General features: G+C 44.1%; 24 protein-coding genes and 2 pseudogenes. 18 read left to right on the top strand and 8 right to left on the bottom strand.

The features are described from left to right. Positions 1-40: 40 nt before the first annotated feature. From L0M13_RS15540 to L0M13_RS15510, 8 genes and pseudogenes are all read left to right on the top strand, one after another. On the top strand, positions 41-1504 hold the full coding sequence (locus tag L0M13_RS15540; protein WP_235197347.1) for a circularly permuted type 2 ATP-grasp protein: 1464 nt from the start codon (positions 41-43) through the stop codon (positions 1502-1504). Next, positions 1497-2381, top strand: a pseudogene (locus L0M13_RS18785) (alpha-E domain-containing protein); the annotation flags it as partial. The gene L0M13_RS15540 and the pseudogene L0M13_RS18785, both read left to right, overlap by 8 nt. 135 nt (positions 2382-2516) lie before the next feature. Then, positions 2517-3368 carry a transglutaminase family protein gene (locus tag L0M13_RS18780; RefSeq protein WP_397443547.1) on the top strand — a complete coding sequence of 284 codons (852 nt, stop codon included), beginning with the start codon at positions 2517-2519 and terminating at the stop codon, positions 3366-3368. A gap of 95 nt (positions 3369-3463) precedes the next feature. After that, positions 3464-4909 carry a DEAD/DEAH box helicase gene (locus L0M13_RS15530; protein ID WP_235197345.1) on the top strand — a complete coding sequence of 482 codons (1446 nt, stop codon included), beginning with the start codon at positions 3464-3466 and terminating at the stop codon, positions 4907-4909. A gap of 251 nt (positions 4910-5160) precedes the next feature. Next, positions 5161-5727, top strand: coding sequence for a 3D domain-containing protein (locus L0M13_RS15525; RefSeq protein ID WP_235197344.1), 567 nt, complete (start codon positions 5161-5163; stop codon positions 5725-5727). Between the two features lie 274 nt (positions 5728-6001). Next, the gene (locus tag L0M13_RS15520) at positions 6002-7528 is read left to right on the top strand and encodes a phytoene desaturase family protein (RefSeq protein ID WP_235197343.1); all 1527 of its coding nucleotides are present in this window, start codon (positions 6002-6004) and stop codon (positions 7526-7528) included. Continuing rightward, positions 7525-8982, top strand: coding sequence for a phytoene desaturase family protein (locus tag L0M13_RS15515; RefSeq protein ID WP_235197342.1), 1458 nt, complete (start codon positions 7525-7527; stop codon positions 8980-8982). Before L0M13_RS15520 ends, L0M13_RS15515 begins: the two co-directional genes overlap by 4 nt. Continuing rightward, entirely contained in the window at positions 8982-9812 is an 831-nt protein-coding gene (locus L0M13_RS15510) for a phytoene/squalene synthase family protein (RefSeq protein ID WP_235197341.1), read from the top strand. The genes L0M13_RS15515 and L0M13_RS15510 overlap by 1 nt, the downstream gene beginning before the upstream one ends. 110 nt (positions 9813-9922) lie before the next feature. Here L0M13_RS15510 and L0M13_RS15505 read toward each other — a convergent pair whose 3' ends face one another. Genes L0M13_RS15505 through L0M13_RS15490 form a run of 4 tightly spaced genes read right to left on the bottom strand, consistent with a single transcriptional unit; the run spans position 9923 to position 13879 of the window. Further along, entirely contained in the window at positions 9923-11347 is a 1425-nt protein-coding gene (locus tag L0M13_RS15505; RefSeq protein ID WP_311195583.1) for a phytoene desaturase family protein, read from the bottom strand. Continuing rightward, positions 11344-12447, bottom strand: coding sequence for a glycosyltransferase family 2 protein (locus tag L0M13_RS15500; protein WP_235197340.1), 1104 nt, complete (start codon positions 12445-12447; stop codon positions 11344-11346). Before L0M13_RS15500 ends, L0M13_RS15505 begins: the two co-directional genes overlap by 4 nt. Then, positions 12447-13124: a lysophospholipid acyltransferase family protein gene (locus L0M13_RS15495; protein ID WP_235197339.1), complete on the bottom strand. Its 678-nt coding sequence runs from the start codon at positions 13122-13124 to the stop codon at positions 12447-12449. The genes L0M13_RS15500 and L0M13_RS15495 overlap by 1 nt, the downstream gene beginning before the upstream one ends. Beyond that, positions 13121-13879, bottom strand: a complete 759-nt coding sequence (locus L0M13_RS15490) for a carotenoid biosynthesis protein (RefSeq protein ID WP_235197338.1) — start codon at positions 13877-13879, stop codon at positions 13121-13123. Before L0M13_RS15490 ends, L0M13_RS15495 begins: the two co-directional genes overlap by 4 nt. A 473-nt stretch (positions 13880-14352) precedes the next feature. Between L0M13_RS15490 and L0M13_RS15485 the strand changes: the two genes are divergently transcribed. From L0M13_RS15485 to L0M13_RS15470, 4 genes are all read left to right on the top strand, one after another. Next, positions 14353-15195, top strand: coding sequence for a MurR/RpiR family transcriptional regulator (locus L0M13_RS15485; RefSeq protein ID WP_235197337.1), 843 nt, complete (start codon positions 14353-14355; stop codon positions 15193-15195). A gap of 73 nt (positions 15196-15268) precedes the next feature. Further along, positions 15269-16111 (top strand): transporter substrate-binding domain-containing protein, encoded by an 843-nt coding sequence (locus L0M13_RS15480; RefSeq protein WP_235197336.1) that lies wholly within the window; start codon positions 15269-15271, stop codon positions 16109-16111. Between the two features lie 20 nt (positions 16112-16131). After that, positions 16132-16797, top strand: a complete 666-nt coding sequence (locus L0M13_RS15475; RefSeq protein WP_235197335.1) for an amino acid ABC transporter permease — start codon at positions 16132-16134, stop codon at positions 16795-16797. 14 nt (positions 16798-16811) lie between these two features. Further along, a complete protein-coding gene (locus L0M13_RS15470; protein WP_235197334.1) occupies positions 16812-17534 on the top strand; it encodes an amino acid ABC transporter ATP-binding protein in 723 nt (240 codons plus the stop codon). Positions 17535-17571: 37 nt separating this feature from the next. On the opposite strand, the gene L0M13_RS15465 is transcribed toward L0M13_RS15470, so the two are convergent. Continuing rightward, on the bottom strand, positions 17572-17997 hold the full coding sequence (locus L0M13_RS15465) for a hypothetical protein (RefSeq protein ID WP_235197333.1): 426 nt from the start codon (positions 17995-17997) through the stop codon (positions 17572-17574). Between the two features lie 147 nt (positions 17998-18144). On the opposite strand from L0M13_RS15465, the gene L0M13_RS15460 reads away from it, so the two are divergent. Continuing rightward, positions 18145-18444 carry a cupin domain-containing protein gene (locus L0M13_RS15460; protein ID WP_235197332.1) on the top strand — a complete coding sequence of 100 codons (300 nt, stop codon included), beginning with the start codon at positions 18145-18147 and terminating at the stop codon, positions 18442-18444. 47 nt (positions 18445-18491) lie between these two features. Here the strand turns inward: L0M13_RS15460 and L0M13_RS15455 are convergent, their stop codons facing one another. Beyond that, entirely contained in the window at positions 18492-19208 is a 717-nt protein-coding gene (locus L0M13_RS15455) for a DUF6904 family protein (RefSeq protein WP_235197331.1), read from the bottom strand. Between the two features lie 11 nt (positions 19209-19219). Then, positions 19220-19926 (bottom strand): annotated as a pseudogene (gene rluF, locus L0M13_RS15450) (23S rRNA pseudouridine(2604) synthase RluF). A gap of 235 nt (positions 19927-20161) precedes the next feature. On the opposite strand from rluF, the gene adh reads away from it, so the two are divergent. From adh to L0M13_RS15430, 4 genes are all read left to right on the top strand, one after another. Continuing rightward, entirely contained in the window at positions 20162-21682 is a 1521-nt protein-coding gene (gene adh, locus L0M13_RS15445) for an aldehyde dehydrogenase (RefSeq protein WP_235197330.1), read from the top strand. 23 nt (positions 21683-21705) lie between these two features. Then, positions 21706-22068, top strand: coding sequence for a DUF779 domain-containing protein (locus L0M13_RS15440; protein ID WP_235197329.1), 363 nt, complete (start codon positions 21706-21708; stop codon positions 22066-22068). Positions 22069-22326: 258 nt separating this feature from the next. Then, entirely contained in the window at positions 22327-22521 is a 195-nt protein-coding gene (locus L0M13_RS15435) for a hypothetical protein (protein ID WP_235197328.1), read from the top strand. Further along, entirely contained in the window at positions 22514-23110 is a 597-nt protein-coding gene (locus tag L0M13_RS15430) for a Fic/DOC family protein (protein WP_235197327.1), read from the top strand. Before L0M13_RS15435 ends, L0M13_RS15430 begins: the two co-directional genes overlap by 8 nt. Before the next feature lie 25 nt (positions 23111-23135). Here L0M13_RS15430 and L0M13_RS15425 read toward each other — a convergent pair whose 3' ends face one another. Continuing rightward, positions 23136-23957 carry an AAC(3) family N-acetyltransferase gene (locus tag L0M13_RS15425; RefSeq protein ID WP_235197326.1) on the bottom strand — a complete coding sequence of 274 codons (822 nt, stop codon included), beginning with the start codon at positions 23955-23957 and terminating at the stop codon, positions 23136-23138. Positions 23958-24082: 125 nt separating this feature from the next. Between L0M13_RS15425 and L0M13_RS15420 the strand changes: the two genes are divergently transcribed. Further along, positions 24083-24565 carry an acyl-CoA thioesterase gene (locus tag L0M13_RS15420; protein WP_235197325.1) on the top strand — a complete coding sequence of 161 codons (483 nt, stop codon included), beginning with the start codon at positions 24083-24085 and terminating at the stop codon, positions 24563-24565. The last annotated feature ends 177 nt before the right edge of the window (positions 24566-24742 follow it).

The following is a 24742-nucleotide window of genomic DNA, read 5'->3' as shown; positions in this document are numbered from 1 at the left end:
TTTAAAATTAACGGAATATTAAGAAAGGGTGAGTTGTATTATGTTTGATTCCTATCAGGTCAAGCCTTTTTTCGATGAGATGTTCAACGAGCAAAAGGTTCCGAAACCGCATTACCGGAAGTTTTATGACATATTGCAGCGGTTTACCGAAGAAGAGCTTAAAGAAAAGCATGATACAGCTCAACTTGCATTCTTGCGGCAAGGGATTACGTTCACGGTTTACAACAACAATGTCGGGACGGAAAGGACCATGCCTTTTGATTTTGTGCCGATTATCATCTCTCGGGACGAATGGCAAACAATTGAAAAAGGAATGATTCAGCGTACGGAAGCTCTTAACCGATTTCTCGATGATGTCTATCATGAGCAGAAAATCCTCGAAGAAGGCATCGTGCCCCGACATTTAGTCGAAGAAAATCCCTACTATTATTCGAAGCAAGTGAAAGGAATTGATATTCCTCTCAAGAATCATATTTTCCTGGCTGGCATCGATTTGATACGCGATGAATTTGGGAAATACCATGTTCTTGAAGACAATCTGCGAAATCCTTCGGGCATGTCTTATGTGTACCAGAATCGTTATGTCATGAGACAGGTCTATCCCGATTTCTTCGCTAACCATTCCGTGCATGCGCTTGAACATCAATTGTCTTATCTTCATCAGGCCATGCTCGACCATATGCCGAACACCTCGAATGAAAAACCTTTTGCGGTTTTATTGACACCAGGAATGTACAACTCAGCATATTATGACCATGTTTTTTTGGCTCAGCAAATGGGCATCGACTTAGTGGAGGGCAGGGACTTGATCGTCAAGAAGAATATCGTCTACATGAAATCGATCCGCGGGCTGCAGCGGGTGGACATCATCTACCGCCGGATCGATGACGATTTTCTTGATCCGCAAGCTTTCAGAGCGGATTCAGCACTTGGAGTGCCTGGGCTGCTTGAAGCTTACCGGAACGGGAATGTAGCCATATTAAATGGCATCGGCAACGGTGTTGCAGACGATAAGGCAATTTATGCATATGTGCCTGACATGATTCGCTACTACCTGGGCGAAGAGCCGATTATCGATAATGTCAAAACGTATTTGCTTAGCAATAAAGAAGATCGTGAATGGGTTCTTGATCATCTTGAAGAACTCGTCGTTAAAAATGTTGGATCATCAGGCGGCTACGATATGCTTGTCGGTCCCCATGCCTCGAAAGAGCTGATAGAGAAATTCCGGGAGAAAATCATCGAATCTCCTCATCAATATATTGCCCAGCCCACTATTAAGCTTTCAAGGGCCCCTGCCTATCAAGGTGAAGAGTTTTATCCGTGCCATGTAGACTTGCGGGTATTTGTCATGAGAGGCAAGGAAACGAAAGTGCTTCCGGGAGGCCTTTCGCGAGTCGCCCTGAAGCAAGGCTCTTTAGTAGTGAATTCCTCTCAAGGGGGCGGCGGTAAAGACACGTGGGTGTATAAAGAAAAAGAGGATAGGGGGCTTCTTGATGCTTAGCCGAGTAGCGAATGCCTTATATTGGATGTCGCGGAATGCGGAAAGGGCAGAGAATAATGCCCGGATACTTGATGTGCAATTGCTTCAGATGATTGAAGCTTCAGATGAAGACTTGGTCAGGGATAGCGATTGGAAGCTGATTTATGAAATTTGTGCCACTCAGCAAGAATTGGATTATTTGAAAAAACAGCAAGCGCATGGCGAAGACCACTTGATCCATTATTTAGCGATAGATGATCAGAATTTGAATTCCATTTCGAATTGCGTGCGAATGGTAAGGGAGAATGCCCGGGTAAGCAGGGATCATATTATAGATGATTACTGGAAAACTTGGAACCGCTGTTATTTGGCCCTTCAAGATATAGACCGCAGTCAATGCGGAAATAGCCGAATCGGGCTGTTTTTGGAACGCGTGAAAACGACAGCCCTGACATCGCAAGGAATCGTCGAATCGTCGATGTCGAGGGGGGTCGAATACCAAATTATTAAAATCGGCAAATGGCTTGAACGGGCCGAAAAGACGGCCAGGATTTTAAACGTCGTTTGTGAACGGACGTATGAGCAGCAATTGGATGAGCAAACTGAGGATTATTATTACTGGCTATCGGCTTTAAGGATGACCAATGCATATGAAGCGTATTTAAAATCGCATCCCCCGAAAATGGACCCTCGCCACGTGCTTAGCTTTTTGATTTCGAATAAAGCTTTTCCGCGTTCAATCCGCTACTGCCTGGATCATGTGAGGGAAGCGATTGACGTATTGGAAGAAGGGAAAGTCTCGCATTATTCATGGGAGCTCTATGCCAAATTGGATGAGATGCGGACTGAATTCAATGAAGTGAAAATCGAAGAATTCACGACAGATGAAATGATGGATTTTTTAAATCATTTCCAGGACGGCTGCAATGAAATTTCGCAGCTTTTCTCGAAGACCTATTATTTAATCGATCCAACAATACAAGATATGGGTTTCAGCCAGTCACAATCCATGAGTGCAGAGGAGATCAGTTCTATGAAATATCAAATTGAACATACCAATATTTTTAAATATGAAACGATTGTCGACCAAAGCATGAATTCAATTCGGCTGAAACCAAGGACCGACGAATGCCAGCGTCTGCTTTCTTATCGTGCCGATATCACGCCTGCCTCTTTAACAAAAGAGCATATCGATATTTGGGGGAATCACGTGGAAACTTTCTTCATTGCGGAACACCATCAGCATCTTGAAGTAAAAGCGACATCGATTGTGAGTATCCAAAAAAGTCCATTTATTCACCGGATTGACTATTCACCGGAAATGAATGCGATTTTCCATTCGCAGTTGTTCAGCGAGCATTATTTGGCTTTTTTGAGCAATACAGCTTATACGTATTTGTCACCGGAACAGATGGCCCGGGTGGACGAGGAATTAGGCGAGATGACGAACCCGGTGCAGTATTCGATTGACGTCATGGAATATATCCATAACCATTTTACCTATGACGGAGAATCGACTAATGTGTCGACGAAAGCGGAGGAGTCATTTGAACTGCGAAAAGGGGTATGCCAAGATATCACCCATGTCATGTTGGGGATTCTGCGGGCAAAACAGATACCGGCGCGCTATGTGAGCGGCTACCTGTATGTAGGCGAAAACTCGGCGCTTGTCGGAGATGCAGCGAGCCATGCGTGGGTGGAAGTGATGGTTCCCGGAATCGGCTGGGTCGGCCTGGATCCAACGAATAACGTAGAAGCTTTGGAACATCATATCCGTGTCGGAGTCGGCCGGGATTATAATGATGTCAGCCCGGTCCAGGGTGTCTACCGCGGAGGAAGCCAATCCCTTGAAGTGAAAGTTTCCGTCAGTCTTCTGGATCAATGACAGTAGTTTCAATAATTGATTTACGGCAAAAAAATCCGATCCGTGAGATAATCGAATAAGGTGTACGTTTTTGAACGGAAAAGGAGCTATAATAAATGAGCAATCAACAATTCAATGATTTTCAATTAAGTGAACCGATTTTACGGGCACTCGAAGGCCTTGGCTACAAGAGTCCGACCGAAGTACAGGAAAAAGTGATGCCAGCTGCGCTAAAGAAAACCGATGTAGCTGTGAAATCACAAACCGGCAGCGGGAAGACCGCAGCATTCGGCATACCCATCTGCGAACTCGTAGATTGGGAAGAAAACAAGCCGCAAGCGCTGATTTTGACGCCTACACGGGAATTAGCCGACCAAGTAAAAGAAGATATTACGAATATTGGACGCTTTAAACGCATAAAAGCAGCCGCAGTTTACGGCAAGCAGCCATTCGCTTACCAGCAAGCCGAATTAAAACAGAAATGCCACGTTGTAGTGGGGACACCAGGCCGTGTACTCGACCATATCGAACGAGAGACAATCGATTTAAGCCGCATCGCTTATTTGGTTCTGGACGAGGCGGATGAAATGTTGAACATGGGCTTTATTGAGCAAGTGGAATCCATTATCAACAAATTGCCGAAAGAGCGGACGACGATGCTGTTTTCTGCGACATTGCCGGAAAACGTTGAAAAGCTGCAGCAAAAATACATGAGGGATCCGGAACATATCGAGATTGCCTCCACGCACACATTAACGGATCAGATTGAACATTCACTTTATGTAGTAGATGAAAAAAGAAAGTTCTCTTTGCTGCGGGATGTCACTATTATAGAAAATCCAGATAGCTGCATCATCTTTTGCCGAACAAAAGACAATGTGGATTTCGTTATGGAGCAACTTGAAAAACATTATTACACATGCGATAAATTGCATGGAGGAATGGTTCAAGAAGACCGTTTTGAAGTAATGAATGATTTTAAGCGCGGAGAATTCCGCTACTTGGTGGCGACGGATGTCGCAGCGCGAGGCATTGATATCGACAGCATCACCCACGTCATCAACTACGATCTCCCGTTGGAAAAAGAAAGCTACGTTCACCGGGCAGGAAGAACAGGGCGTGCAGGCAAGACGGGGAAAGCGATTACGTTTGCTACACCTTACGAAGACAAGTTTTTAAATGAAATTGAGTCTTATATCGGTTTTGAATTGGAGCGGAATGATGCTCCATCTAAAGAAAGAGTAGCGGAGGCAGAAATAGCCTTCACTGAAAAAATGGAAAGCCGTCCAAAATTGAAGAAAAACAAAAATGAATTGGTCAATAAAGACATCATGAAATTGTATTTCAACGGCGGCAAGAAAAAGAAACTCCGTGCTTTTGATTTTGTCGGCACCTTAACGAGTATTCCGGGAATGACTGCGGAAGACATCGGAATCATTAAAATCCAAGATACGGTAACCTATATCGACATCTTAAACGGCAAAGGCCCGATGGTGCTGAAAGCCATGAAAGAGAAAACGGTTAAAGGCAAGACATTGAAAGTCCATAAAGCCAATAAATAAAGAGTATTTAGAGAGGTTCTGTCTGTACAGAATCTCTCTTTTTTTGTGGGCAAAAAGCTTCAGGCATTTTGACAACAAGGCAGTAAAAGAGGAAAGAAAAGCATTGGAAACGAAGTATTTTGAATATTCAGAGGTAATTTTGTCACAAAAAAGAACTCAATTGTAATAAAATGACCTACGGAATGTTACACAACTGTAATGTTTACATGCTATTTTGATTGTACTGCTAAAACAAAGAAGGAGAGAACAACTTGAAAAAACTACTTATAGTATTAAGTTTTGCACTAGTTTTGTTCCTTGGCATGTCACTTGAGAGCTCAGCAGCATCATCTACCTATACGGTTAAAAGTGGAGACACATTATATAAAATAGCAAAAACACAAAAAGTATCGGTTTCAAATTTGAAGTCATGGAATAATTTGAAGTCCAATACGATTCATCCGAAACAAAAGCTGAAACTGGTAAAGTCTACAGCAAAAACTGCATCTAAAACAAAAACGCCTTCGCGTTCTACTTCAGGTTCAGTGGTCAAAGAATTCACAGTTTCTGCATCTGCTTATACCGCATCATGCAAAGGCTGCTCAGGAATTACAAGAACCGGATTGAACTTAAAGAAAAACCCAGGCCTTAAAGTCATTGCAGTAGATCCAAAGGTGATCAAACTTGGTACAAAAGTCTATGTTGAAGGCTATGGCTACGCTGTTGCTGGAGACACTGGCGGAGCGATTAAAGGAAAGAAAATTGATGTCTTCATGCCATCGAAAAGCAATGCCCTTAAATGGGGACGGAAAAACGTAAAAATTAAAATTCTTAAGTAATTGAATATGTATAAAAAAAGCGCTGATCCAATCATTAAAAGATTGGATCAGCGCTTTTTTGTATCTTTTTGGAAAGTGTATTGTTTATTTGTTTTTAAGAATGAGAAAGAGGGAAAGTTAGAATTGATTAGTGATATAGAAAGAATATAAAAATAAATTATTTTTCAGAATTTAAAAAGCTTATTTCTAGTTTTTTTTCATTATACGTCGTATAGTATTTGTATAATAAAAATATAATTTAAACAGGACATTTGAAGCGGAATGGGGTCATATAATGAGAGAACGTATTGCAGTAGTGGGAGCCGGACCTGGCGGATTAGCAGCAGCGATGCTCCTTGCAGCCAAAGGTTACCAAGTAGACGTCTATGAAAAAAATGATAAAGTCGGTGGGCGCAATGCCGAATTGAAGTTAGGGGAGTTTACTTTTGACACGGGACCGACCTTTTTGAGCATGCTGCACATCGTTGAAGAATTATTCGAGGCTTCCGGGCGCAAGTTGAGCGATTACATGAATGCAATTGAACTGGATCCGATGTATGAACTGGTATTTGAAGACCAGAATTTGATCATGACACGGAACCATAAAGAAATGAGAGCGCAAATTGACGAGAATTTCAAAGGCAATGGAGAAGGCTATGAACGGTTTATGAAAGAAACCGGAAAAAAACTAGAGGTGTTATCACCGATCCTCCAATCGCGGATGGATAAATTCATCCATATGATGCAGCCGAAAGTGATTAAAGCGTTGCCAGAACTTGAAGTCAATAAAACGCTTTATCAAGTTCTATCACGCTATTTTAAAGATGAACGCCTCAAGATGGCTTTCGCATTCCAGTCGAAATATCTGGGCATGTCCCCATGGGAATGTCCGGGCGCTTTTTCAATTCTTTCTTATATGGAACATGCCTATGGCATCTTCCATCCAATTGGCGGCGTTAACCAGCTCTCTCAGGCAATGGCCAAAGTAGTCGAAGAATTGGGAGGAACGATCCACACTGGCCGCGGGGTTAAAAAACTATGGATCGAGAACCGGGCTGTGAAAGGATTGGATCTTGAAGATGGCACACGCATCGAAGCAGACGAAGTTGTCATCAACGGAGATTTTGCCCATGTCATGAACCATCTCGTAGAGCCTGGCATCCTCAAAAAATACACACCGGAAAAACTGGAGAAGAAAAAATATTCATGTTCGACATTTATGATCTATCTGGGGCTCGATAAGAAATACGATTTGTCACACCATACAATCGTCTTCTCAAAAGATTACAAGAAAAATGTAGAAGAAATAACGAATTCACGCATTCTTTCTGAAGATCCTTCAATTTATATCCAAAATGCCAGTGTGACAGATCCGACGCTTGCGCCGGAAGGAAAATCGGCTTTATATATTCTAGCTCCTGTGCCGAATAATTTCAGCGATATCGGTTGGGAAAATGAGCAGGAAGCTTTCCGTGACCTTGTGTTGGATATTATAGAAGAAAAGACGCAATTCAAAGGGCTGCGCGACCATATTGAAGTGGAAAAACTGCTCACTCCATTTGGTTGGGAACAAGACTATTCGGTTTATAAAGGTGCCACGTTCAACTTAGGCCACCAACTAACTCAGATGATGGTTTTCCGCCCGCACAATAAATTTGAGGAATTGGATAATTGCTGGTTGGTCGGCGGCGGCACCCATCCTGGAAGCGGACTGCCTACCATCCTTGAATCCGCCCGCATCTCGACCAATGGAATTTTGGAACAGCATGGAAGAAAAACACTTCCTGTTTCTCCGCTTCCTGCATTGGAGGGGTTCGCATGAACGTCGCAATTATCGGCGGAGGCGTCGGAGGATTGATGGGTGCCTTATACCTGACACAACAAGGATACGACGTCACCATCTATGAAAAAGACAGCCAATTAGGGGGACGCCTTCGCTTTGTTGAAAAAGACGGCTACCGAATTGATGAAGGGCCGACCATCGTCCTTCTTCCTGAAATGTTCCAGGAATTGTTAGGCGAAGCGGGAATATCGAAACAGCGATATGAACTGCTGCTTTGCGACCCTCTGTATACCATTCGTTTTCCGGACGGAAAAGTCTACACGAAATACCCGGATATTCAAAGGCAAGCCGAAGAAGTAGAGAGCACTTTCCCTGGAGAAAAAGAAGGGTTTCTGCGTTTTATGGCAGAAGGGCGAGAACGTTTTGAAATTGGCAAGTCTGCCTTCCTTGAACATTCTTTTGTAAAGAAATCGGATTTCTGGACGCCGGGCAATGTCAGAAACCTTTTAAAGCTAAAACCGCAGCAATCTGTAAAGAAACTGATGTCCAATTATTTCCGGGATGAGCGGCTTCAATTAGCTTATACGCTGCAGGCGCTCTATATTGGTGGAGATCCATTTAACGCTCCGGCTATGTATTCGCTTGTGCCGTTCAGTGAGCATGAACATGGTGTGCATTATTTAAAAGGCGGTTATGGAAGCCTGATTCCGCTGTTGGAAAGTGAATTAAGGAGCCGTCCGAATCTCAAGATACATACGGACCATCCTGTGGAGAATATAGTTGTAGAACAGGATAAAGTAAAAGGAATCGAAACAAAAGAAGGATTTAAGGGCTATGATGCCGTAATCTATAATGGAGACTTCCCATCTATTGGAGAAGTATTGCCGCAAGCGAAGAAAAGGGAATTTACACCTTCCTCTGGCTGCGTCCTGCTTTATTTTGGTTTAGACCGTGTGTATGAAAATGTGAATGTCCACCAATTCTTCATTGGAAAAAGTTACAGCGACCATATGAAATACGTATTTTCAGATAAAAAATTGCCTGACGATCCGGCTTTCTACACTTTCCATCCATCCATTATCGACGATTCTCTGGCGCCGAAAGGCAAAGGTGTCATGTATGTTTTGATTCCTGTCCCTGCAGGTACGGATATACAGTGGGCAGAAGAAAAAGAGTGGATTGACGGTGTGATTGATCGCATGGAAGAATTGGCATTTCCCGATTTCAGAGAAGCTGTGGAATGGATGGAAGTGCGTACGCCTACTGAAGCTGAAGCTTTTGGACTGTTTCAGGGAGGCAGTTTTGGAATCGGGCCGACATTGTTTCAATCTGGGGTTTTCCGTCCGCAAGTCAAGCCTTTTAAAACACAGGGGCTCTACGCAGTCGGAGCTTCAGTTCATCCAGGCGGAGGCATTCCGATTGTCATGCAAGGAGCAAAACTACTCGCTGAACAAGTCCAACGTGATTTAACGAGTGAAGGGAGCGGTTCATAATGGATTTAAAAGAAGCCTATCTTTATTGTGAAGAAGTGATTGCAGCAAACTCCAAGAGCTTTTACCGAACATTTTCTTTATTGCCTAAAGCTAAGAAGAAAGCAGTTTGGGGAGTGTATACCTTTTGCCGGACTGTCGATGATATCGTAGATGAAGGGGATAATCCGGCAGTAGAACTGGAAAGCTTCAAGCAGGAGTTCAACGAATTCCTGCAGGGCAATTTTGATTCGGAAAATCCGATGTGGGTCGCTTTAGCAGATGTATTTGACCGTTATGACATGGAAGCAGAACCATTCCATGCCTTGATCAAAGGACAGGAAATGGATTTGACCATCAAACGCTATTATTCCGTAGAAGAATTATTGACTTACAGCTACCACGTAGCCAGCACGGTCGGCTTGATGCTTTTGCCGATTCTTGCGCCTAACAAAATCCAGGTGCTTCACGAAGGAGCGATTGCTCTCGGGCATGCGATGCAAATCACAAATATTTTACGGGATATCGGAGAAGATTTGAAAATTGGCCGAATTTATCTTCCAGCCGAAGTGATGCAGAAAAACGGTTTTGCCGAAGAGGAACTGTATTCAGGGACGGTCAGCCCTGAATTTATCGCCATGTGGGAAGAAATGGCCGAACTTGCTGAACATTATTACCGCTCCGCTTTCGAAACCATTCATGAGTATCCGATGGATGCCAGAATTCCTGTAAAAGGGGCGGGACTCGTTTATAAAGAAATCCTTACCACAATCCGTGCGAAAAACTACAATGTCTTCAATGAAAAACATTTTGTGCCGGATGAATCTAAAAAAGCGATTCTGGCTTGCCTTTAATCAGTCAGTGCGATAAATGAAAAAGACGACGGGAAATGATCCATTTCCCGTCGTCTTTTTTTATCGGTATTTTTTGATGATCCGCTTGGCTAAATTCTGGCCGCTCATCGTCACCATCGGGGACCGCCGCCAGGATGTGTGCTGCCGCCGATGAAATACAAGTCTTTGATGTCACTGCTGGCATTTGAAGGTCGCAGGAAAGCATCTTTTTTTCGATGCGAGGACGGTCCATACAAAGCGCCTTGGTACGCCCCGAATTTTTCCTGGATAAAGGAAGAAGTAAAAACCTTGTCCTCGATCAGCGAGCTTCTGATATCAATTCCGTATCGATCCAAGTAATCGTAGATTTTTTCTTTATACTGCTCCTGCTCAATTTGAAGTTTGCCATTTTCATCAAGTGCCGGCGCGTTGACCAGGATGAATAGATTATCGCCATCAGGTGATACGGACGGGTCAGTATAGGAAGAGTTGCTGATATAGATGGTCGGCTCTTCGCTGTAGTCTTTTAGCGCAAACAATTCATGGAATTCTTTTTCGTAATCGCTTGAGAAAAAAACATTGTGATGCTTTAAGCCGTCTAAATGTTTATTCAGCGCAGCTGTGATGACAAAAGCAGAGATAGAAGGTTCGAATCGGCTGATTTTAGCATCTGTAAAGGAAGGGCGGTGTTCTTCGCTGACCAGTTTGGGGAAAGCTGATAACAGATCGCCGTTTAAAATCACAAGATCTGCTTCTAGTGTTGAACCATCTGCCAATTCGACGCCTACTGCCTTTTTATCTTTTACCAGGATTTTTGAAACCTCGGTATTTTTCCGTAAAACTGCGCCTTGTTTCTCGGCAACTGCTGCAAAACCATTGGCAATTGACACGTTTCCTCCTTTTGCATAAAAAACTCCCTGCACCAATTCAAGATAAGCAATCATGGAAAAGGTAGCCGGCGCTTTAAAAGGAGAAGAACCGATATAAGTCGCATACCGATCAAGTGCTTGGATGAACTGCGGATTTGTAAAATAGCGTGAAAAGAAATGATGCATATTTTCCAATGGCCGGACTTTTAATAGGGACTTCCCTAAAGAAGGCGAAAGGTAATCGGTCCAGGATTGGAAGATGGAAGGGAAGAAATAGCGTTCGGACATATCGTATAGCCGGCTGACTTCTTTGATGAAATCAGGATAGCGGCCGGCATCTTTTTCGGAAAAAGACTGCAGCTGGCGAGCCATTTCGCTGGCATCTGAGCTGAAATCGATTTGTGTGCCGTCCGGAAAATGATTTCGTGTGTGCATTTTCACTGGCAGCAATTCGAAGTAATTTTCGGCCGGCTCGCCGGTTTGCTCGATGATGTTTTGAAAGACTTGAGGCATAGTGATGGTATTAGGGCCGAAATCGAAATGATGGCTGCCTAATTTTACAGGCATGAGTTTTCCGCCGTAATGGCTATTTTTTTCGATCAATTGAACCTTGAATCCGGCATGGGCAAGCGTGACTGCGGCAGACAAGCCACCGAGCCCGGCACCGATAATGATTACATCTTTCATGAATATTGCCTGCCTTTCCATGAATAGGTCTTCTTTCGCCAAGATTTCCACATGGCTGTGAGCAATACTGCAATCATTGCTGCGGCTTGAAAAGGCATGAGGAAGGCGAGAAGAACGCGCTGTTGTGTTTTGATAAGGACGTAGCCTTGCTGCAGCACTGTCAGCAAATAAGGAAGGACGAAAAGGAATTCGCCTTTAAACAAACCGAAAACAGCTAAAAATAGAGGAGCAATGTAAAACAGCGTATAGAAAAGAGTCAAACCGCAAGCGATCAGCGGGGATCTGCCGATTCCGGTATAGCTATTTTTAAGAAAGCCTTCCCACACCTCGCTGTTCTTTTCGTACATTCGGCAACGGACCGATTTGGTGATATTCGCCAACAGCATTTTCTGGCCGGACGCTTTGATTTTTCTGGCGATATGTACGTCTTCTACAAGCGAACCGCGTACAGCAGCATGGCCGCCGATCTCGTCATAACTTTTCCTTTCGAACATCATCCACATTCCGTTTGCGGCTGTGGCTGCCGGCATTTTCGTATAATTGGCTAATGCGATCGGCAAGTGGAAAAACACCACAAAATGAAGCATCGGCACCATCAATTTACTGAGCAGCGGCGGCACATCGAATGCAGGAAAGCCGGAAAGCAAAGCTGCGTTTTTTTGTTTCATAAGGGAAAGGGTTTGCCCGACGCTGGAAGGAAGGAAGCGGATGTCCGCATCGGCAAACAGTAAATAGTCGCCGTGCGCCGCTTGCTGCAACTGATGGCAGGCATGTACTTTTCCTACCCAGCCATCCGGCAATTCTTTTCCTTGGATGATTTTAAAGCGGGTATCACCAGCGATTGCCTGCTCCAATAATTCCTGCGTCCGGTCAGTGGATTGGTCGTTCAGTACAATCATTTCCAGATGCGGATAATTCAATGCTTTCATTGAAGAAATGATCGTTTCTACATTTCGTTCTTCGTTGCGCATCGGCACCAAAACCGAAATGGCGGGTGTTTCCTTAGTGGAAAATGAAACCGGCAAGGCTGGAAGGAAAAAGCTGTTGAAGATGGTCCAAAGCAAAAAACAGGAGAGAAGCATAATATAGATGCTGAGCATCACGATTTCCTCCTTTTCCGGAGTTCCTGAAATGCATCCGTCTGTTCAGCCACAACAAATCCTTTTAATTCATCCAGGTGCTCTGTGCAGAAGGTTTCCAAAAAAGCGGTTTTCTCTTTTCTTTTCCCGCCTGGGATGTCTCGGTAGTAAAAGTCCTTCTTTTGGTCGATCCACACTTCCGGTTTCCGCTCATGCCGGAACGAATAGTAAAGGCTGATGGGGATGATCGGAATATCTGGACAGCGCTCCAGCAGATAGATGACGCCATTATGAAAAGTCAGCGGACGGCTTTCTTGGTGAAATTCATCGCCTTGCGGGAATAAGACCACCGATTTCCCATCCTTTAATAATTGTTCCGTATATTCAAGCGATGCCATAATGTCTTTCGGCTTTTTCCGGTTGATTGAAAAAGCGCCGAGAAAACGGAAATAAGGATAGCGCGTAAGTCCGCTTTCGTGCATCATCATGTGGATATCATGTTTCCAAAATTGTTTATTCAAATAAAAGAAAATCAATCCGTCCCACCAGGAACTGTGATTGGCGATGAAGATAACGGGCTTTTCGGACGGAGCTTCGATGCCCCGTCCGAAAAGGTTGGAAAAAGAAGAGCGGAGCAAGGGCTTCAAATAGGAATCGAAGGCAAGCTCGAATGATTTTTTCTTTTTCGCTTTAATCATGAAATCCTCCTTCTCCAAGCTGTCATTGAGAAAATCACGGTCAATGCAGTGGTCACCCCTGCTGCAAGCCAAAGTTTTCCTAATAGGGCAAGCATCACGAACATGGCAATCATCAATACATAAAGCAAAGCCATGCGCTTTTCCGGTACTTCAGAATAGACTGCCAATGATTTGCGCTTCATCAGCCAATCGATCAGCATATGTAAGAGGAACGCTACGACAAACCAGCCGAAGAAATTGGTCCAAGGAATATCATAGTAAAAGCCGGTGTCTTCCCAAATCCAGTAGCCTTTAATGAGATATGCGACAGGGTCAATGATCAAGTCCATGATGACAGCCCCGATTCCGCCGGTAATTGCATAAAGCACGCCGCCTGAAGGATAGATCCAGCGTGCCAGTACATGGGTGGTTGCCATGACCATCAGCCAAGCGAAACCGATGGCAATCGGGACGCCAAAAACATTCGGTGCAAATTTCTCCGTGTAATCATAGGAACCGAACAAAAAACCGACGCCAGCTCCCATTCCTTCGACCACAAAAGTAAAAATGAAGATGACAGCACCTAAAATGCTCCCGGTAAATTTCCCGAATCTTTTCAGGAAATAAAGAAAACCTAAAGTGCCTGAAAGAATTAGAAAGAAAGCATTCGCCCACTCAAGCCAGGCAGGCAAGATATCAAACCCTAATAAGATGATGCCGATGCTGTACCAAAATAAAAACAACCGAAAAATCCAATCTTCCAAAGCCAAACTCATCACTCCGATACAATAGTTATACAACGAGTATAAGACATTTTAAGGGAAATAGCGTCCATCACACTCTATTTTCTCCATACCCTTCTTTTATGGAAATACTTCTCCCGTCTCGACTTTCTCTTTTTCCTCATTTTTAAAAATCATTTACAGGAATTTGAAATAGCGTTTAGAAATTGAAAGACTAGGGAATGATTTTTCTAAGTCTTCGAAATCCTGCATATTTTTCTATTCCCCCTCTATTTTTTAAAAGATTTCATAGCACGATTTACATAATCTGATTTGGTCCATAATACGTAAGGAATATACCTATAACGTAGAAACAAGTTTGTATGAAACAAAAGTTTGTTAACTTTTTTAATTATTTATGATTATTTAATTAAGATGAATTTTCAGAGAATGGTTGCAGGAATTCCTGCATAATAGTATGCTTAATTTGTGGTATTGAGTAAGTTCTTGTTTTGGGGGCGTAGAATATGCAGGATTTACTGCGAATGGTTTCGGATTCTTATAAGGATTTTAGTTCCGGGCAAAAAAAGGTAGGAGATTTGTTTTTTCAAGAACCAATTTTTCTTGCATTTTCATCCGCTCTCGAAGTAGGAAGAAGAGTAAATGTCAGTGAATCGACGGTGATTCGATGGACACAAAAATTGGGATACAAAGGCTATGCGGAATTTCAGCAGATTGTTCAGCGGAAATTGGCGCAAGAGCGCATTGAGAAAGTGGAGGAAGAGCAGCCGGAACCATTGGCTGATCAATCTTTTCTGGAAAACCTGTTGGATGCGGATATTTCAAGCATTGTCAAACTGAAGAAATCGATGGATGAGGACAAACTGCTCTACGTAGTCGATCGAATCAGCCAGGCGGAGAATATTTGCATAACAGGAAATTTCTTTGATTTCGGACTGATCCATTGGTTTGCCGAATGGCTCAATATGGCGCTCGGGAAAGCGGAAATGCTGATGCCTGACAATAGCCAGAGTTACAGCAGGCTGGCGAAGGTAGTTAAAGGCGACTTAGTTATTGCTTTTGCGTTTCCGCGCTACACGAAGCAATTGGACGGATTGCTCAGCACTGCCAAAAGCAAAGGGGCTGAAATCATCATTCTGACGGATTCCACGGAATCTCCAGCGATGAAATATGCCGATACTTCCCTGATTGTGACAGTCACTTCCAATTTGAACATCGATTCCTATACAGCCGTCCATGCCTTGCTGACGTCGATCATGCGTTTTGTTTACGTGAAGGACCATGCTAAAGTCCGGGACAATTTGACGAAGGTGGAAGCTGTATATCGGGATAACGACATTTTTTATTAGAACATACTTAATGACCGGCAATTCCCAAGCGGCTAAGCCGATTTGGACATTTATAAAAAAAGGGGAGATTACTTTGAAAAAGAAATTATCATTTTTAGGGGTTATTTTATCAGCTGGAATGCTTATGGCAGCATGCGGAGGGTCCGATGATTCTTCAGATTCTTCAAGCTCATCAGGTTCTGAAGGCAGTGGAGACAGCGGATTGAATCTATTGGAAGAAGGTAAATTCACGACAGCTGCAAGTGGACTTTATAAACCATTTAACTACGAAGAAGGCGGCCAATTGACTGGCTTTGACATTGAAATTGGAGCTGCATTGGCAGAAGAGATGGGGCTGGAACATAATCCGGTAACCAACCCTTTTGAAACGATCATTCAAGGGCTGATCGGCAATAAATTTGATGCTATTATCGGATCAATGGCCATTACAGACGAACGTGCGGAAACAGTGGCGTTCTCAGACCCGTATTACCTGTCCGGCGGTAAAATTTGGGTGGCTGAAGGCAATTCGGACATCAAAGAAGCAGCTGATCTAGAAGGCAAGAAAATCGGGATTGTTGCCCAAACAACATATGAACCGGCTGCAAAAGAGTACACAGATGATATCCAGTACTACAATAGTGATGTTGTCGCTTTGCAGGATTTAGTGCCAGGACGGGTAGATGCGGTCATCACTTCTGACGTTGTCGGATTTGAAGCGCAGAACGCCGGTCTTGAAATCAAGGATATCGGAGAAAACCTATGGATTGAAGAAGCGGCAATCGCTGTACGCAAGGAAGACAAAGAATTATTGGATGAAGTCAACAGAGCTTTGGATGCAATCGTCGAGAATGGAACATATGCAGAGATTTCCGAAAAATGGTTCGGCACTAACCTTCTCGAAGTAGAGACAGAAGGAATTGAAGTTCTGCGCTAAACTGAGGGAGGGGAATCGCCATGGAGACACTTCGTACGATATTCGATATTTTTATGACCACCTATCCAGGATTTTTAGAAGCGGTAGTCATTACGCTTGAACTCACAGCCATTTCGGTTGTGCTCGGTACGGTGCTGGGCTTGTTCTTTGCATTGATGAAAATATCGAATTCCAAAATCCTTCAAGGTATCGCAAATCTATATATCACCATTATCCGGGGAACTCCTTTACTGGTTCAGATCATGTTCCTGTATTTCGGGATCACACAGCTGATTATTTTGGATAATTTCTGGGCAGGAGCTATTGCTCTTGGCGTCCATAATGGTGCCTATATTGCCGAGATTTTCCGCGGTGCTATTCAAGGAATCGATTCGGGACAAACAGAAGCCAGCCGGGCTCTTGGAATGACGAACAACCAAGCGATGCGGAGAATTGTTTTTCCGCAAGCGCTTCGGCGTTCCATTCCGCCGCTTGGCAACCAGTTCATCATCACGCTGAAAGATTCGTCCCTGGTGTGGATGATCGGCGTAGCTGAACTGTTCTCAGTAGCCAACCGTTCCGCGGCAAGTTCGTTTAAACAGTTCGAGACCTTCATCGTTGTCGGTTTCTATTATTTAGTATTGGTCATGATTTTCACATACATTGTCAGATGGTATGAAAACAGACTGGATGTAGACAAAGCATAAAGGTGGGACAAATCATGATTATCGGAGAAAACATCCATAAATCCTTCGGAGACCTGGAAGTGTTGAAAGGCATCGATCTGCAAGTGAAGCCGCAGGAAGTAGTCGTTCTTGTCGGTGTCAGTGGATCAGGGAAAAGTACGCTTCTGCGCTGCTTCAACTTCCTGGAAGAGATGAATAGCGGAAAAATTACGATCGATGGCCACACCATTAACCCGAAAAAAGATAAACTTGCGAATATCCGTGCGGAAGTCGGCATGGTATTCCAGCATTTCAACCTTTTTCCTCATAAAACCGTATTGGAAAATGTGATTGAAGCGCCACTCATCGTCAAAAAAATGGATAAGGAAAAAGCGAAGCAGCTGGGACGCGGCCTGCTTGAAAAAGTAGGGCTTGCGGATAAAGCGGAAGTCTACCCAAGCAAACTTTCCGGTGGACAGAAGCAGCGGGTCGCTATCGCCCGTGCTTTGGCTATGGAACCGAAAGTGCTGCTGTTTGATGAACCGACTTCAGCATTGGATCCGGAACTAGTGGGCGAAGTGCTGCAAGTTATGAAACAGCTGGCTGAGGAAGGCATGACGATGGTCGTCGTCACCCATGAGATGAAGTTTGCAAAAGAAGTGGCAGACCGAGTCATCATGTTGGATAAAGGCGTCATCATTGAAGATGCAGATCCAAAGACATTCTTTGAGAATCCAAAAAATGAACGGACGCGCCAGTTTATCCAGTTGGTTGAGTAAAAAACATAAAAAAGATGAATTCCGCAACAACCGGAATTCATCTTTTTTTATTCGGCAACTTCGATAACCGATGCAGAGACAAGCGGCATGCCTTCTTCCGCATCGCCTTCAAAGATGCCTTGGATGGTGACGGAATCTCCGCTTCCACCGTTGTCTCAGCAATGTTCCGTACGAAAATCTCTTCTTCTCCGTTGCTCATGATAAAGGCAGGGAAGGCGCCGTCATCGGTTAGTTCTTCAGCGGTTCCTGAAAGAGATACCGGGTCTCCTTCCTCAATTGTTCCGTCCATCAGCGCTGAAAATTCAGTCGGTTCTGCTTCATCGACTGCTTCAGGGGCAGTAGGATCCAACTCGCCTTCCGGGGCGGCCACTTCTGTTTGGGCACTGTCCGCCGGTTCGGGGTCTTCGTTTCCGCAGGCGCCAAGGAATAAAAGAAAAGCGAAAGGAATTATCATTTTTTTCATGCGAATCACTCCTGTATAGTAGAAAAATTGTCTTATAGGAGATATACCCGTTGTGATGGCGACCTTAAACGGAGAAACGCCTGCATTGAGTTGCCGTGGATAGGGTATGGATAATGAAAGAGGGATAGAAGAAAGGAAGAGAGAGAAATGGAATTGATCGAAACACTTTACATGCTTGGAGAAAAGCAAAAGCACATCCAAAAATTAACTTCTTTCGAAAAAACGACGATCGTGAATATCCAATTGGAAAAAGATGAGGTGATCTTAGAGCATGACGCAGATGCAGACGTCGTCATCATCGTGAAAAAAGGCAAAGTGACTTTCAAGGTAGAGGGGAAGAGTATTCAGCTGACGAACGAAAACATACTCCATATGAAGCCGAAGGAAAAACATAGTTTAAAAGCAGATGAAGCAAGCGATTTGATCGTGATGCAAATCAAACCGTAAGAAAAGGAGTTGTTCCAAAAGTAATTTGGAACAACTCCTTTTTTGTTTTACCAAACAATTTCTTCCGGATATTCTGCTTGAAGCCGAACTTCGTGGATTGGACGTTTTTCAGGATTGGAAGCCGCCAACACTTGGTTGCGAAAAGCCGCATAATCTTTGTCTTGGGCTGCTATCTTCATCGCAATTAACGGCAGCGTCTTCTCTTTTTGGACTTTAGGCATTTCAATGTATTTCAAATTTAAAAAATCGACGTATTGGATAGCGTAATCTTCTAAAGGCGGCGCTTCCTGGAACGTTTTCAAGATTGCTTGATATTCTTCTTCCGGCACTTGGCCGTGAAGGCAATCGAGGATAAGTGCTTGGAATCGCTGAATGACCGGCAAATGAATATCCCAATCAGTAAGCTTAGCTTGCTTCCGGTGCAAGGCAGAAAATTCTTTTAAGGCAAGAGCTGCATATAATAGTTCAGGCCAAAGGATTTCGGTGGAGAAGTAAATATTCTTATCCGGAGCGATAAAGCCATGCTGTTTTTTCATATGGTCATGGAGACCGTTGAATACGGATTCCACGTTCCGGTCACCTTGGGCTGCATGCCGAATTTCATAGGCGATTCCAAGGATGCGCATACGGGAGCCGGCATAATCATAGTATTTGTTTTCATCGCCAATAACATGGTAAATGGCTTTGTTCAATTCATCCAAGTCAAAATAATCACCGCTGATTTTAACGCCTGTATGATTCGGTGTATTCATTAATGTGAGCATCCGCAAATCTCCTATCGTTTAGGTTTGTAATCCAATTCGGTGAAGAGTTCGTTTCGTTCGCTGTCGGATAGATCCCGCCATTCACCGACCGGAAGATCTCCGAGGTGAATATTCATAATCCGCACACGCTGCAGATTCCGGACTTCATAGCCTAGAGCTTGGCACATGCGCCGAATTTGCCGGTTTAATCCTTGGCGGATTGTCAGGCGGAAAGTGAATTTCGACAGTTTCTCCGCTTTTGCAGGCAATGTAACCGTGTCTAGAATCTCTACACCTTCAGCCATTTTTTTTAGGAAAGAATCCGTCACCGGCATATCAACTTTAACGATATATTCTTTTTCATGTTCATTTTCAGCACGCAAGATTTCATTGACGATATCCCCGTCGTTCGTCAGCAAAATCAAACCTTCGGAATCTTTGTCGAGTCTGCCGACATGGAAAATACGCAGCGGATGATTGACGAAATCGACGATATTCCCTTGAATATGCCGTTCGGTCGTACTAGTGATGCCGACCGGCTTATTCAGTGCAATATAGACGTATTGCTGTTCAGGCTGCTCGATGATCTTGCCGTCTACCCGAACGACATCCCCGTCTTCTACTTTGCTGCCAAGTTCCGCTGTCTTATCGTTTATCGTAACGCGCCCGGCTTCGATGAATTTATCGGCGCCGCGGCGGAGGTGATGCCCGTTTCACTCAAAAATTTATTAATTCGCATATAAAAAAATCCCTTCACTTCCATATTTCTTTCTATTTTTTCATTATACCCTCTATTTAATCCAAACAAAACGATGTGCTAAAAACAGCGCACAATAAAATAAAAGCGCTCGCAGTTGCAATTTTTGAATTTTTTTGACAATATAGAAGTATCGCCGCTTCTTTTATACGTTCAAATGAAGTTAGAAATGAAAGCGTATACAAAACGGCAAAAACAGTCAAAGGGAGGAATAGGAATGGTTTACGCAATGCCTAATACAGCAGATTCTAAAGTTACATTTAAAGAGAGATATAACAATTATATCGGAGGTGAATGGAAAGCTCCCATAAATGGGCAGTACTTCGATAATGTATCGCCGGTTAACGGCAAGAAGTTCACGGAAATCGCACGGTCGACAGCGGAGGATGTGGAAGCTGCCTTGGATGCAGCTCATGCTGCAAAAGAGGCTTGGGGTAAAACATCTACAACGGAACGTTCCAATATCTTATTGAAAATTGCTGACCGCATGGAGCAGAACTTGGAAATGCTGGCCGTTGCAGAAACGTGGGATAACGGAAAAGCAGTCCGCGAAACACTGAACGCCGATTTGCCTTTAGGCATTGACCATTTCCGTTACTTCGCAGGAGCTATCCGCGCACAGGAAGGTTCACTGAGCCAAATTGACGAGGATACGGTTGCTTACCATTTCCATGAGCCGCTGGGTGTTGTCGGACAGATCATTCCTTGGAACTTCCCGCTCTTGATGGCTATCTGGAAACTGGCGCCGGCTTTAGCAGCAGGAAACTGTGTCGTGTTGAAACCGGCCGAACAGACTCCGGCAAGTATTTTAGTATGGGCAGAACTGGTTGGCGATTTGCTGCCGCCGGGTGTCTTGAATATTGTTAATGGTTTCGGTCTTGAAACAGGGAAGCCGCTTGCTTCAAGCCCACGGATTTCTAAAATAGCGTTTACAGGTGAAACTACTACTGGGCGCATGATCATGCAGTATGCTTCTCAGAATTTAATCCCTGTCACATTGGAACTCGGCGGAAAATCTCCGAATATCTTCTTCAAAGATATCATGGACCAAGACGACGCGTTCCTCGATAAAGCAATTGAGGGCTTTGTTATGTTCGCTTTGAACCAAGGGGAAGTTTGTACGTGTCCTTCGCGTGTACTGATCCAGGAAGACATTTATGACGCTTTCATGGAACGTGCGTTGAAACGGGTTGAAGCCATTAAAACAGGCAATCCGCTTGATCCGGAAACGATGATGGGTGCTCAGGCTTCAACAGAACAAATGGAAAAAATTATGTCTTACCTGGATATCGGAAAACAGGAAGGTGCTGAATTGCTGGCAGGAGGAGACCGTAATATGCTGGAAGGTGATTTAGCTGAAGGGTTCTATATCCAGCCTACCGTCTTTAAAGGAAATAACAAAATGCGTATTTTCCAGGAAGAAATTTTTGGGCCAGTCGTTTCGGTTACGACATTCAAAACAAAAGAAGAAGCATTGGAACTAGCCAATGATACGTTATACGGCCTTGGCGCCGGCATTTGGACGCGCGATACGAACACAGCGTACCGTTTCGGCCGCGGCATTCAAGCGGGACGCGTCTGGACAAATTGCTATCACCAATATCCGGCGCACGCTGCATTCGGCGGTTACAAAATGTCCGGTTTCGGCCGCGAAAACCACTTGATGATGCTGAACCATTACCAACAGACGAAAAACATGTTAGTCAGCTACAGCGAAAACAAACAAGGATTCTTTTGATCTTAGAAAAGGAAGGGATTGCAATGGTCGAACGTGTAACGGCAACTGATGCTGCTTTGGAATTGATTGAACTGCTAAAACAGAAGCACGGGCCAGTGATGTTCCATCAATCAGGGGGCTGTTGTGACGGCAGTTCGCCGATGTGTTATCCGAAAGGCGATTTGTTTCTCGGCGATCAGGATATGCTGATGGGAGAAATCGGCGGTGCTGAATTTTATATGCATAAAAACCAATTCGACTACTGGAGCCATACGCAATTAATCATTGACGTTGTCGACGGGCGCGGCGGCATGTTTTCTCTCGAAGGAGTGGAAGGCAAGCGATTTTTGACGAGATCGAGGGCTTTCACCTCTGAAGAAACGAAAGAATTGCAAGAACAGGCATGAAAAAAGAGCCGGCATTTGCTGGCTCCTTTTTTATGCCATTTTTTAGCGAATCGTAATATCTGAAAAAAGGGCTTATCTGTTTTGTACCGGAATTTCATGAAAACATACTCGGCTTTCTATGATTTCTGACCAACTCAGCCAAGCATGATTTAGCGGTTTGCTAAGCATCGGGAAAAACCGGTTTTTTCCCGTCAAATCCAATGGCCACAATGGATTTAAGCCTTAAAAAATGGTATAATTAAAGAATGAAAGGTGGTCATGATCTTGACGAAATTAGTAAACCGGGTCTCCCATGAACAAGCCAATCAAGCAATTTCCTATGCGTCGCATTCCTTGGTTACGGAGGGATTTGAAGTGACACATGACGACAAGAATTTTGTGCGGTCGGTCTTGACGGGTGAACAGACGGAAGCTCAATTCCATCGGGCCATCAAGATGAAATTCGATGTCTAAGTATCAGCACACCTCCATGTATTGCTACCCGGATTCGGACGTATTGATTAATCTATTCGATATAACAGATGAGGAAAAGCTGAAAGAGCTGGAAAAAGTGTATACGCTTTTCCGGCTTTCCGAGCTAAAGATCAATCCGCCGAAAAATCCGGCGAATATGGATGCTTTTTTGGAAATTCATCGCTATATTCTGCAGGATGTTTATCCGTTTGCTGGAGAATTGCGAAGAGAGATGATCTCCAAAGGTTCTTCTTCTTTTGCGCATCCTCAATTTATTGAGCCTGAACTGAAGAAGATTTTTCAAGCTTTAAAAGAAGAAGATTATTTGAACAATCTGCCGCGGGAGGAATTCATTTCCCGGCTGGCTTATTATTTAGCAGAGCTGAATGCTCTTCATCCATTCCGAGAAGGCAATGGACGAACAACCCGCGAGTTTGCCCGGCAGCTTGCATTAAATGCTAGGTATCAGCTGGATTGGGAGAAGATTCCCGGCACTGCTGAAATTATCAATGCGTTTGTGGACTCCTTTAATGCCAATAACGATAAACTTGAAAGCATATTGGATGAAATCATTTCAGTTCAAGCGTAAAGCCGGTCCGCAAAATGGACCGGCTTTACGCTTGCGCCGTTTCAGGCGGAGCAGGATGTTCCCGGAGCCACTTGATGCCAAATTCGATGAGCGGCTGCATATCGGCAATTTTCACCGCCGCTTGGCCAAGTGTGCCTTCCTGAATTCGGCCAGGGTAATCTTTTACGAGCTCCGGAAAGCGATCAGAGTCCATGTCTACGCAGTCATAGCTGCGCCAGACACGCTTTCCATTTTCTAATAAGGCAGCACCTTGAGGCGAAGTGGTGCGATTTTCTTGCATGAATTCTGCATAATGCAAAGCGGTGCAAGAATCAAAGCCTGTGCCGATCAAGAGAATCTTAACGGGTTCTTTCAGCATTTTTTCAAGCGGCGACCCAATGCCAAAAGATTCTTCCAGCGGCTGTTCTCGCATCCACTCAGAGGCCTTGCTGCCCCAGGCGATAAAGGAATGCGAAGGGTGGGGGCTGCGAATCGTGCCCGGATGGCGGTGGAAGCATTCCGCAATTTTGCCCATGCCGCGCATTTCACTTAAAAAAGGATCGAATGCCGGCAAATTTTCCCGGATTGGCTGATGCCAGTTCTCAGGAACTGGGGGATTCATCCAATAGACGGGATCTGAGTTGTCCGTAGACTGCGAAGGCATCACTACTGTGCCGTCAGCTGTAATGGTCTCTACTAACGCTTCTACAACCGCCTGTGCGCCTCCAGCAATCCATCCCATGGATTTGAGCGAGGAATGGACCATAACATGGTCTCCTGCCCCAATCCCTAGCGTATACAATTGTTTTTTTAATGTGTCTTTTGATTGGAATTCAGGTGTGTTTAAAATATTCAATAATTCACTCATTTTTATTCCCCCTCATTTTCACTATAGCATAATCGTGAAACTTGCTGTTTTGCTTTCAGCGCGCTAGCATTGAGAAGGGAATTCAATCAGATCTACCGATAGAATCATCGAAAGGAATGTAGAAAATGGAAGCAAAACCAATGAAAGAATCAAGAACGATCCAAACGAAGCTGGTATTGCCGCCGGATACGAATCATATGGATTCGATCTTTGGAGGAAAAGTATTAGCCTATATTGATGAAATTGCGGGAATCGCAGCGATGAAGCATTCGAGCCGCCAAGTGGTCGTTACAGCTTCAATTGACTCTGTCGACTTTTTATCTTCTGCCCATGTTGGAGATGTATTGGAATTGGAAGCCAATGTGACTTCTACTGGACGGACTTCTATGGAAGTATATGTCCGTGTTAAATCACAGAATTTGCAGACTGGCGAGGAAAAACTGACGACCGAATCGTTCCTGACTTTAGTAGCCATGGGCGATGATGGAAAACCGACTCCAGTACCGGCTGTCATTCCGGAATCTGAAGGCGAGAAGCTTTTCTTTGAAACGGCTCCTGCTCGAAGAGAATACCGGAAAATGCGTGCTAAAACACCAAAAACCCAATGAAAAAAGTGCTCCGAGTGTTCTCGGAGCACTTTTTTTCATGTGTGTGAGAAGATTTCTTCTTTCCTATGCTAACTTATCCACATGTGCATAAGTGAAAAAAATAGAGTTATTCCACAAAAAAACTGTATAACTTTTCAGAAATGTGTATAAGATCCTTTTTTTTGCCGAAATATCAAG

The organism is Planococcus sp. 107-1 (assembly GCF_021513255.1).
Classification (GTDB): domain Bacteria; phylum Bacillota; class Bacilli; order Bacillales_A; family Planococcaceae; genus Planococcus.
This window is presented reverse-complemented; position numbering and strand designations above follow the sequence as displayed.